Annotated in this window: 10 protein-coding genes; 5 read left to right on the forward strand and 5 right to left on the reverse strand. The window is 37.8% G+C overall.

Going from position 1 to position 11,833, the window contains the following annotated elements; genetic code table 11:
* Positions 1–359 precede the first annotated feature (359 nt).
* Positions 360–1,466: an OmpA family protein gene (locus DS885_RS05180; RefSeq protein ID WP_113818339.1), complete on the reverse strand. Its 1,107-nt coding sequence runs from the start codon at positions 1,464–1,466 to the stop codon at positions 360–362.
* A gap of 171 nt (positions 1,467–1,637) precedes the next feature.
* Between DS885_RS05180 and pdsR the strand changes: the two genes are divergently transcribed.
* From pdsR to pyrC, 4 genes are all read left to right on the forward strand, one after another.
* Complete coding sequence (pdsR, locus tag DS885_RS05185; RefSeq protein ID WP_113818340.1) at positions 1,638–2,345, forward strand: proteobacterial dedicated sortase system response regulator; 708 nt, start codon at positions 1,638–1,640, stop codon at positions 2,343–2,345.
* Entirely contained in the window at positions 2,345–4,507 is a 2,163-nt protein-coding gene (gene pdsS, locus DS885_RS05190; protein ID WP_113818341.1) for a proteobacterial dedicated sortase system histidine kinase, read from the forward strand. Before pdsR ends, pdsS begins: the two co-directional genes overlap by 1 nt.
* Before the next feature lie 35 nt (positions 4,508–4,542).
* Positions 4,543–5,508, forward strand: a complete 966-nt coding sequence (locus DS885_RS05195) for a coproporphyrinogen III oxidase (RefSeq protein WP_113818342.1) — start codon at positions 4,543–4,545, stop codon at positions 5,506–5,508.
* A 173-nt stretch (positions 5,509–5,681) separates the two neighbouring features.
* A complete protein-coding gene (pyrC, locus tag DS885_RS05200; RefSeq protein ID WP_113818343.1) occupies positions 5,682–6,713 on the forward strand; it encodes a dihydroorotase in 1,032 nt (343 codons plus the stop codon).
* 113 nt (positions 6,714–6,826) lie between these two features.
* On the opposite strand, the gene DS885_RS05205 is transcribed toward pyrC, so the two are convergent.
* Positions 6,827–7,426, reverse strand: a complete 600-nt coding sequence (locus DS885_RS05205) for a PhnA domain-containing protein (RefSeq protein WP_113818344.1) — start codon at positions 7,424–7,426, stop codon at positions 6,827–6,829.
* 88 nt (positions 7,427–7,514) lie between these two features.
* On the reverse strand, positions 7,515–8,591 hold the full coding sequence (locus DS885_RS05210) for a glycoside hydrolase family 18 protein (RefSeq protein WP_181817699.1): 1,077 nt from the start codon (positions 8,589–8,591) through the stop codon (positions 7,515–7,517).
* Between the two features lie 115 nt (positions 8,592–8,706).
* Here DS885_RS05210 and DS885_RS05215 point away from each other — a divergent pair, with 115 nt between their 5' ends.
* Positions 8,707–9,855: a methyltransferase gene (locus DS885_RS05215; protein ID WP_113818346.1), complete on the forward strand. Its 1,149-nt coding sequence runs from the start codon at positions 8,707–8,709 to the stop codon at positions 9,853–9,855.
* Positions 9,856–9,905: 50 nt separating this feature from the next.
* On the opposite strand, the gene DS885_RS05220 is transcribed toward DS885_RS05215, so the two are convergent.
* Together DS885_RS05220 and DS885_RS05225 are read right to left on the reverse strand one after the other, a co-directional pair.
* Positions 9,906–10,394 (reverse strand): hypothetical protein, encoded by a 489-nt coding sequence (locus DS885_RS05220; RefSeq protein ID WP_113818347.1) that lies wholly within the window; start codon positions 10,392–10,394, stop codon positions 9,906–9,908.
* Positions 10,395–10,583: 189 nt separating this feature from the next.
* The gene (locus tag DS885_RS05225) at positions 10,584–11,084 is read right to left on the reverse strand and encodes a PEP-CTERM sorting domain-containing protein (RefSeq protein ID WP_113818348.1); all 501 of its coding nucleotides are present in this window, start codon (positions 11,082–11,084) and stop codon (positions 10,584–10,586) included.
* Between the last annotated feature and the right edge of the window lie 749 nt (positions 11,085–11,833).

Genomic DNA, 11,833 nt, shown 5'->3' on the forward strand with positions numbered 1-11,833 from the left:
TAACAGTAATTACCTCTTTTTTGTAAGGAAAAATAAACAGATAATTTAAATTATTTACCCTCCCATGGTGCAAATAATTTTATGTAAATCTTATTTAAGAAAAACATAACAATACCTTAATTAAAGTCATTGTACTAATTTTAGACAAGTATGAGGGGCAACAATAAAGACTGGCATCAGTGGCGGCTAAATACCGCCACTAAGTGATATGAAGTGAGTTGTGCCATTAAATAACAAAGTGAATTAAACAAAATAAACTAATGCTTGAAATAATAGTCGCATTGATTAATTCGCCAATATTAAATGTTTCGTTCATGTTTGAACTTGTATCTTGTTGTGATGACATGATGTAACTCCCTTTAAAGTGAATAACCTGAGGCATAAGCCAATGACTCAGATTCATTAATTGATAAAGTGGATGCTTTACTAGATAAGCTACTATTGTTTGACTCAAAAACGTGACTTTCATCATCCACCAGCAACGCACTATTACTAAATTGGTCTGAAAGTGATTTATTAATATGAACCTCTTGTTCTAACTTATTAATATCGTCTAGCGTCAAGTCAGTATTTATCTGCACCGTGCTATTATCTTCTTGTAATGTTTCATTGATGTGTCGAAACTCCTTTTCGATTACATTTTTTTGACTGTCCAATTGAGTGTCAGATTGTTTAGCTAACTGCTGCTTTTCAGCTTGATGATTGTCTTTTCTGATCATCTTAGCTAACTTTTCAATACTCGACTCATAGGGCATCACCTGCACCCGTCTCAAACTCGCGTTGTAGGTACTGTTTGCCAAGTGCATCGCCTGATACTCACCTAAAGTGAATAAGGTTAGCTGATCTCGCTGAACACCATGCTCAACCAGAAAGTTAACAACGTTATCAGCCCTTTTTTTGGCTAACGCTAAGTTATAACTAGCACGTCCTGATTTATCGGTATGTCCTACCACTTGCCATTTAGCTTGTTTGCCTTGGCCATTTATATAATCAGCGATGTCCAATAATTGTAACTTATACTCAGGGCGAATCTGTGAAGAAGATAGCGTAAATAAAATGTTCATCTCATTTGGATCAATTTCACTCGCTTTTTCTGGACTTGGATCTTGTTGTTGGATCCTCGTCTTTGAAACAGCTTGATTCACATTATTAATACTAGCTGACTTTAAGTCATTTTCAGGTTTTTTAATGAGATTTTTTTCAGCTATTTTAGCTAACTCATTAGCATCCGTAGTTAATAGACTGTTATCTCGATGCTTTTGAAAGAACACCTCGGCTTGATCTGTTTGTGATTTTGTTGTGACTGGTTGAGAATATTGCTTTAAGTGTTCAGAAAACTGCTGCGCTTCTCTGGCTGTTCTGTAGTTTTCCAATAACACTAATCCGCCGGTTAACATTGACAAGGCGGTAATACATAGCAAGGATTTTTTAATATTTGATGATAATTTCTGAGATTGTGTGGTCATAGCTTTGCTCCTTATGAATAAATGCAACTTAGGTTGTTGTTTTGATGTCTCTATTAAAACAAACCTAAATGGCAAGATTAGGGAGCAAAAAAGGCAAACTACTGATCAATTGTGTTCAAAAAGTGGCAAGTCTATTTAGCATTTTAAATAATTTATAGGGTAAAAATAATCATGAAACGTATTGCTATCATTGAAGACAACCAAGCTATTCGTGAAAACTATCAAGATTTAATGATACGTCATGGTTATCAGGTGGATGGCTTTGAAGACCGAGAACAAGCCTTACAAGCTTTACAGCAAAAACTACCAGACTTGGCCATTATTGATGTAGGTTTAGGTCATGAATACGACGGTGGATTTTTGCTATGCCAGCAATTACGCCAACTATCGGCAACATTGCCTATTATTTTTTTAACCGCCAGAGACAATGACTTTGATACTATTTCAGGTTTACGTCTAGGCGCCGATGACTATCTCAGTAAAGAGATTGGTTTAGAGCATTTAATGGTCAGGATCAGTGCCCTGTTTAGGCGCATCGACTTAAGCCAATCCGAATCAAGTACCACACAACCAGTATTAAACCGCGGTGCATTAATGATTGATAACGACAAAATGCAAGTCAGTTGGAAGAATACTCAATTAGAAGTGACCATCACTGAGTTTTGGATCATTCATGCATTAGCCAATAAACCCAGTATGGTGAAAAGTCGACAACAATTAATGAACGACGCAAACATGTTAGTAGATGACAATACCATCACTTCACACATTAAAAGGATCAGAAAAAAATTCTTACACATAGATCCTAACTTTGATGAAATTAAAGCGATTTATGGCATGGGTTACCGCTGGGATATCAGTACCGAGAGTGGAAAGTAATGTCTATTAAATTGGGGTTACGTGGCAAGCTATTAATATTAAGCAGTCTATTTTTATTACTTCCTTGGTTTGCTTATCAATTTGTTAATGAAATGGAACGATTTTTACAAGCGGGGCAACAGCAAACTTTACTCGGCACCACCAGCGGTATTGCCGTTGCATTGCATGAAAGAGCTGCGCTTTTTAACAGCGAGATTGATGACAACACCGATATTGAAAATGGACACGACCTATATGTTTATAACCTAGATAAACCTATCATTTTAGATGGGCGCCAGGATGATTGGCAACAAATTGCTAGCTTTCAAAATACCTATCCAACCACACCATCATTAGATATAAATAACCCTGTAAAATTTGAACAGCTGTTAGGCAAACAAAATGGATATTTATATGCGTTTTTTAAGGTGACTAATGCCAATCCATTTATTCGCTCAACTCAAAATCAGGCATTAGCCCAAGGTGATCACTTAACCATCGCACTCACTTCACCACAGGGAGAATTACTTCGTTATATTATTTCCGTTACTGGTGATGGCTGGTTTAATGCTTATCGTTACCCTCAACATAGTCTCTATGTCAATAAAGCCAATAGAGAAAAGTCCATTCAAGGCATTTGGAAAACAACCAATGATGGTTACCAAATAGAGTTGCGCTTGCCATTAACATTACTAGGTAACAAATTAGGTTTTCAACTCAATACTCGCTCCAGTAGTAGCAGTAATCAAATTAACCAACATATAGCCACTTCAAACTTATTAGATGTTAAGCGTTTAGGTAGTGTTTTAGTCCCCTCTCCCGCCATTAAAAACATTTTAACGGCGATGAGCCATACCACCTCTCGATTATGGGTGGTCGATAGATTTCAGCGAGTGATTGCCAATACCGGCGATATTCACCAAGCTAACGGTACATGGCCAACGACATTAAGTAACAATCAATCTGGTCAAAGCGAGCCTTACACCAGCTTGGTTAACTTTATTCAAGAGCACTTAATATCGCCCATATATACGCTGTTTTTAGACCAACCATACCCTGATTTTATTGATAAGAAAAATAACCCTACCCGTTTAAATGATGCATTGATAGTCAAAGCATTATCAGGCACACCTAGCACTCAATGGCGATCATCTGCAGATAATAAAGCCAGTATATTGAGCGCTGCACAGCCTATATTTGTTGATGGAAAAGTTGTGGGTGCGGTATTAGCTGAAGAAACTAACCACGGCTTGTTAAGTTTACGCAATCAAACCTTACAACGATTATTTAATGTGTTGTTTGCGATATTAATCATTGCCGGTATTGTGCTGTTTTGGTTTATTTCTAAGGTGGTTAAACGCATTACTGCTTTACGTAATCAAAGTGAATCCATGCTTGACACTAACGGTCGATTAACCGGCCACTTCGTTGCTAGTTCAGAGCAAGATGAAATCGGCGATCTATCAAGAAGTATGCAAGAGATGGTGCAACGTTTAGCGCAATATCATCATTATGTGGAACAACTAGCATCGCGCTTGTCCCATGAGTTACGCACACCGGTTGCCGTGGTACGTTCATCACTAGAAAATCTATCGTCATTAACCACTAATGACAAACAGCAACAAAAGTACATTGAACGATCTCAACAAGGTATTCACCGTTTGCATAAAATATTAACTAATATGAGTGAAGCAAGCCGCATTGAGCAAAGTTTATCTGATCTTGATAAACAACCAATAGACTTAACTAAACTGGTCAATGGATGTATCCAAGGTTATCAAATGATCTACCCAAGTTCGACACTCATCAGCCCCGAAGCGTCGCCATATATCCAAATAGATGCAGATCCTGACTTTATCGTACAACTATTAGATAAGTTGGTGCATAACGCCGTGGAATTCTCCAACTCAACAGACCCTATTATTTTCACCCTGACAAAACACCAACAAGACGCAACCCTGAGTATTGATAATAAGGGACCATTATTAGTAGAGGGAACACAGCAAGATCTGTTTCAATCTATGGTTTCCATTAGACCCACAGCTCAACAGCATGATACTCACCTAGGTTTAGGGCTATATATTGCAAAAATGATTGCCGATTATCATAACGCGGATTTAAAGATTGCCAATAATAGTGACTTGACTGGGGTTACAGTAACTATTACCTTTCCTATCATCTAACTTTAACCTCGATGACTGTATTCAATAGGAAGCCCATGCGCGTACTCGCCACATCTGACCAAGCACAATTTGCCTTATCTGAACTTAGCCAAGTACAAAGCTACTTTGTTAATCAATTATCAACCCTTTCTACGGGCACGGATTTTACCCCTGTTGAATGGCTAAGAGATCAAGGTTCTCATGGTGGTGGTCAACGTTTTGAAGCCACCACCAACAGTGTATTCAATCGCGCCTCTGTAAATGTGTCACAAGTACAATATGAAGATAAACCAGAGAAAGCGTTTTTATCTGCTACCGCCCTATCAACCATTATTCACCCTCAACACCCTTTAGCACCTTCTATTCATATTCACGTTAGCTGGACTGAATTAAAAAATGGTCAACGTTATTGGCGACTAATGGCGGATTTAAACCCTGCGATTGAAGATCCAGCGGAAACCTCTTTGTTCAACAAAATGCTACAGCAGGCCAGTGGTGACTATTATGAAAGTGGCATTGAGCAAGGCGAACAATACTTCTATATTCCCTCTTTGAATAAGCACCGAGGCGTTTCGCATTTTTATTTGGAAGGGTTTACAGGTGATGTAAACACGCCGAAACTCTTTGCTATCGACTTTGCAAGGCAAGTGGTCGATTGTTATATTGCGATTTTAACTGATAAGTTTAGCCGTTTACCGCCACCGTCCGATGAAGAATTAAATCAACAACTGGATTATCATACTTTATACTTTTATCAGGTATTAACTCTAGATAAAGGCACCACTGCGGGTTTATTAATTCACAGTCAAAACGATGTCGGTACCTTAGGCTCTTTGCCTGCTTATATTAATCGTGACTTACTCGCAAGTTGGGTAGAAAAATCGGACCAAGCGCAACAACCTCTAGTCCAGGCATTGGTTGATCTATTTCCAGCACAACGCTCTGTTCATGTTACGCCTACCATCAAAGCACAAATCGCAGAAACGATTCGAGTGCACTATAAGCAATTAAGCGTGTCATAACTGGCTTTGTAGCGTCAACTAAGCTGCTTCAATCCTGCTCATGTGAATATATATGAGCAGTTATTCTGTTTAATCACTAAACCATCCGATATTAGCCAGTTTGCCCTTTACTTAACCTATTGTAACTTCTAGAATCATTGCCAATCAATTCCCCCTATCTCACGGAGTATTATATGAGCAGCAAACTAACGATCACTCGACCTGACGATTGGCATGTACATTTACGCGATGGCGATGTGTTAACCGATACTGTTCGCGATACCAGTCGGTATATGGGGAGAGCGATTGTCATGCCTAACTTAGTACCGCCGGTGATGACGACTGACAGTGCATTAGCTTACCGTGATCGTATTTTAGCTGCACAACCAAAAACGACTTTTACACCATTAATGGTGCTTTACCTGACTGACAACACAACACCAGAAGAGATCAAAAAAGCCAAAGCATCTGGCCATGTTTATGCCGCAAAATTATACCCTGCCGGTGCAACGACTAACTCTGATTCAGGCGTTACTGACGCCACTAAATTAAAAGCAACTTTCAAAGCGATGCAAGAAGTCAACATGCCTTTGCTAGTGCATGGTGAAGTGACTTCACATCACGTGGATATTTTCGACCGTGAAGAGGTATTTTTAAAGGAAGTATTATCACCAATCGTTGAACAAAACCCAGAGCTTAAGATTGTGTTAGAGCATATCACTACAGCCAATGCCGTTGAGTTTGTAGATAACGCGGGTGATAACGTCGGTGCTACCATTACTGCGCATCATTTAATGTTCAACCGTAACCATATGTTAGTGGGTGGCATTAAACCTCACTTCTATTGTTTACCCATTTTGAAAAGAAACACACACCAGGCAGCTTTAGTTAAAGCAGCAACCAGTGGTAGCAAAAAGTTCTTTTTAGGTACAGACTCTGCACCACATGCGATTGGCGCAAAAGAGTCTGCTTGTGGCTGTGCTGGTTCATATACCGCGTTTGCTGCATTAGAGCTTTATGCTGAAGTATTTGAAGCTGAAAATGCGTTAGATAAACTAGAAGGATTTGCTAGTTTCAATGGTCCTGACTTCTATGGGGTTCCACGCAATCAAGATACAGTAACATTAGAAAAAACAGAATGGCCGGTGCCAGAGTCATTAGCATTTGGGAATGATATCGTCGTGCCTATTAAAGCAGGTGAAAACATGACTTGGAAAGTGCTTTAATCGCCATTAACTAAAACAGCTATTATTGCTAAAAGGCCCTATCACTATTAAGTGCTAGGGCCTTTATTATTTTTGAATATAGTGCGTTGAATGGTTATTTGATGTCACTAATATTACTTATCTTCAAACAAAGGCATCTTTTTAAGGTAAGTGGTTAACAATACAATACGCACACCATTAACACGCCCTTCGATATGTTCTGGATTATCAGTCAAAGAGATATTACGAACAGGTGTACCACGTTTTGCTGTAAAGTTTGCACCTTTTACTTCTAAGTCTTTAATCAGGGTAACATTATCACCAGCCACTAATACTGTACCGTTTGAGTCACGTGTTGGGGCAACTTCTTCAATCTCATCGGCAGCAACACCATAGTCAGCCCATGCTTTCTGCTCATCTTCCATGTACATCATGTCCAAGAGATCTTGTGCCCAGCCTTCACCCGCTTTACTCAAACGTGTAAACAGTCGAAAAGCCGTCACTTGTACCGCAGGTACTTGGCTCCACATACTATCGTTTAAACAACGCCAATGGATATGATCCATTTCTGTGTTTTTTTCAATTTGAGCTAAACAAGTTGAACACACTAAAATAGATTTATCCGAATTAGGCTCTTTAACAGGCGGGACTTCAAAAATAGACAGTTCATCGGTAGATGAACACAATTCACAACATCCGTTGCTACGTTCAGTTAAAGCGGCTTTAATCGGCATAATACGACCTTAATGTGGTTAGAAAAAATAAGGGCGCTATTATGCGCCCTTTTAACCACAAAAAAAACCATGGAATTATATTTTATAATTAATCGCAAATATCGTTTGCACTGCCTGCGACTTGCCAATCTACTGCCGCTAAAATAGAGAAGTAATCGCTATCAAAATAATCTTGCTCTAATGACGTGATAATTACTCCCCCCGCATAAGATTGTGCGTATTCTGTTTTATCGTTGACTGTCGGAATACCATTGTAGTTAATGTCATCGTATTTATTACCATCTTCATCTTCTACATTAGAAGCTTCATCAACACAGGCATTATCATCATCGTCATCAACAATCTCTCTAAAATCCAACACACCATCACCTTTAGAATAAGCTGGAATTGCTAGTACTAGGCGATTTTTAACGACACAACGGTCAGTCCAATATTCAATGGCGTCTTCAGCATCTTCTAATGAAGAGTGTAAATCGTCGTCATCGGTGGTATTTAATGCCATGACATTCATAAAGTCAGCGTAATCTAATACATCGTCTTGAACACCATCATCTGTGTCATCATCATCTTGTCCGGTATCAACGACAAAACTAAATATTTTTCCTTCATCATCTAGTGATTCACTGACCTCTTTGACTAGGTCCTCAAAAAGATCACCTTCATCATCTCCTTCAGGGAATTGCCAATTGATATCAATACCATCGAGATCGTAATCATCAATGAGATCTTCCATATTATCGATGAAGTTATCCATTGCAGTATCGCTTGCCGCAATCGTATTGAATGCCGAATCACTTGAGTTACCAATCGATGCCATGGCATAAATACCTGCGTCATGCGCCTCATCAATCATATCTTCAAAATCACCTGTGTCATCAGGTAATACCAGCTCGCCGCTAGAGGTTACGCCGATTTTGTTATAGATAACATGTGTCAACATAGTAAAGTCGATATCATCTAGAGTATCTTCGTCGTTTTCCCCCCAATAGGCTATCTGTTTGAAGTTAACGGTAGTCGTATCAGTACTACAAACGACTTCATCTTCTCCATCGGCAATATCAGATAAAATATCATCAATTTCGTTATCACAAGCTGTTAAAGTGAATAATGAAGCACTGACTAATAATGCTTTCATTAATGTTTTTTTAGTTATTATTATATTCACAAAGCGTCTCATCCTTATTCATTTTGAGTACAAGCATAATATCACTTACCTTAATCAAGCAAGCAAGTTAAAATGCCTTATTAACTTACACTATTTACATAACTAGGCTAATCCTATGAATGAAGCATTAATCATTGCAGATCAAACATTGATTTTACATCGTCACCCACGCAGAAAAAATGAAACCTTACAAGCATGGGATTCAGCAGATGAATACCTGATCAACCATTTTAACGAAAACGAATTGGGTAAATACATTACCGAAGATGCGCAATTGTTAATTATCAATGATGGCTTCGGTGCACTAAGTTGTTATTTCAAAAACATTGAAAGAACCGTTGTCTCCGATTCATTTCTGTCTGTTGGCTCTATCAAACTCAATATGCAGCGTAATCAATGCCCTACTGAGACACTATTAATTCAAGATAGTTTGCAGCCATTACCAACAAATGCAAAAGTAGTACTGATTAAAGTACCTAAAACCTTATCGTTTTTAGAATATCAATTACAACAATTAAGCGCCGTTATCGATAAAGATACGATCATTGTTGCTTCAGGCAAAGCCGATGCGATCCACAAATCAACCTTAGCGTTATTTGAAAAATATATCGGTACGACTAAAACGTCTTTAGCGAAAAAGAAATCTCGCTTGATATTTAGCTTGCCAGATCAAGTAAACATTCCAGAAAAAGAAGTGGCAATCACTTGGGATATTGAACGTTTAGGTTGGAAAATTCATAACCATGCCAATGTATTTTCACGTAACCATTTAGATATTGGTGGCCGTTACTTAATGGATAACCTACCTGAAGGCGATTTCACTAAGGTCGTTGACCTGGGTTGCGGTAATGGTGTGGTTGGTATGGCAGCAGCAGAAGCTTACCCAGATGCGCAAATTACCTTTATTGATGAGTCATACATGGCCGTTGATTCTGCACGTATCAACATGTTGAAGAACTTTGAAGAAGAACGTTCTGATAACACTCGTTTTGTAGTTAATAATGGCTTGGTAGGCTTTAAATCTCGTAGCTATGATTTAATACTATGTAACCCACCCTTCCACCAACAACATGCTATTACTGATCATATTGCATGGAGTATGTTTAACGATGCACATTTCTGTTTAGCAGTGAATGGGGAGTTAGTGATTGTTGGTAACCGCCACTTAGATTATCAAGATAAATTAACCCGTATCTTTGGAGATTGTGAATTAATCGCCGAAAACAAAAAATTCGTTATTTTACGTGCCATTAAACGAGATTAATTAGTCTTCAAATAAGCTTAATATAATGGTTAGGCTACATCCTAACCATTTTAAGCTTTAACACATTGAATCAATTCACTATACGCATCCGACTTCACGGTTAATTCATTATTAGTTAACGACAAGATCTTGCCAGACTCATTGATAGTAACTGGTAATATTTTCTTCAAGCTTAAGATCGATTCCAACTCAGGATGACTCACATTATTAAACTCGATGTTTTGAGAATGCATAGTTAAGTTGTCACCTTGCAATTGCCAAGTTGAACTATCCTTAATACTATATTTAAGCTTTGGCATGCCCGATAAGGTAAATAACAAAATACCATAACCTTGCGAGGTATTATCTTGTTTATATTGAAGACGATAATTCACATCAATGAGCATTTTAGAATTAGGCTCTTCAATTTTATGCTGACAGAACCAACTACCATAAAGATTACTTTGCTTGATTGGAGTTGCATTTACATTACTTTCTTCTGCCAAATTAGGCAGTGAATAGAACAATAACAGTGCAGGCAATATTTTAACTAAATTCATGGGTAACCTTGTTACAGACTAAATAAAAAATGAACAATACTGGTTCAGCTTAAATGCTATTAAGCATGTCACAGTACTTAGTCAGCAACTTGGACAAATAAATCCCACTATTTAAATAAATAATGATATAAATATTTCTTATAAAAAAGCCCCGTAAAATACGAGGCTTATTAGACAATAACTATTTTGTTAAGATTGGCGCTTTTTACGTCCTACTGCAATGCCTAATGCAGCAAAACCAAATAATAAAAACATCCCAGGAGCTGGCACTTCAACAGTTAACACAGAATCCCCTACGTAAAAGTCACCAAATACTGACGAGACAATAATATCTAAATAACCATCACTATTTAAAGCACCTAGAGCATTTACTTCAAGGTCACCAGAAAAACCATTTCCAAATGTTACTCCCCCGGTATCAAAGTCAAAATCTTCAACGGTAAATAAAATGGTCTCCCATAAATCAAAATAGCCACCATCATCTGCAACACTGACCTCCAAGGTACCACTCAACGCACTCCCAAGCACAAATCCATCATCATTTAGATCATGGGTATAACTATAAGAGTCCCACCAGCCTACATACTCATTTTGATTAACTGTATCCACAATAGTCGTTGCAAATAATTGACTACTAAATAGGAAACCCAATACAAACATTATTTTTTTAAGCTTTAAGATATTTAACATATGACACTCCTTTTATACAACAAAAAACAGCTGCTATATAAACAAAGCATAAAAAATGCCAATTAAATAATCAATAAAATACAGAGACTTACAAATAAATTTCAATATATATGTAAAGTATACCGACTCCTTTTTTAATATGAGTTTTAAATGATTTAAAAATAATGCTTAAGTAAGGGAATAATAGTGTGTACGCTTTTTTGTCCCTGAATGCTTAGCAAGGCGATGGCCTCACTGCGTGAAACCACCACCCTGCCAAAAGGGTATTTAAGGGAAATGATGGTAAAGTAAAATAATAAAGCCACTCCTGATGCTCGCACAGCTCACGACTCGCTAGGCATTTATGATTTTTCTTGACTATCGCTCGTAGCAAGTTTGGACAATTTTGAGTTACGAATTTAATTGGCCTATGTAACTTATCTGGTAATTTTAATCCGTGATTTTGCTCTAGCATCCAAGATGGCCCACTTTTACCATGTTGGCTGTTCACTTTAATAATACCAATCATAGTAAGTAACTGATCTATTTTACTTGTTAAAACAACTTATTTTTTCGTTGTAAGTTTCGTAAAGGGAACAACCATTTACATCAACTTACGCCTCTAACTAAGCCATTTTTCCGGCGCAAAATTTAGATCAGTTATTTAATACAATTGGTATTAGCCACAAACTCACGGGAAACTATAATGATGAAACATTTAATTGTAGGGTTAACCGGCTTACTGGCTTTAGCAACGACCACTTCAGTGT

It is taken from the genome of Psychromonas sp. B3M02, assembly GCF_003318165.1.
Classification (GTDB): domain Bacteria; phylum Pseudomonadota; class Gammaproteobacteria; order Enterobacterales; family Psychromonadaceae; genus Psychromonas.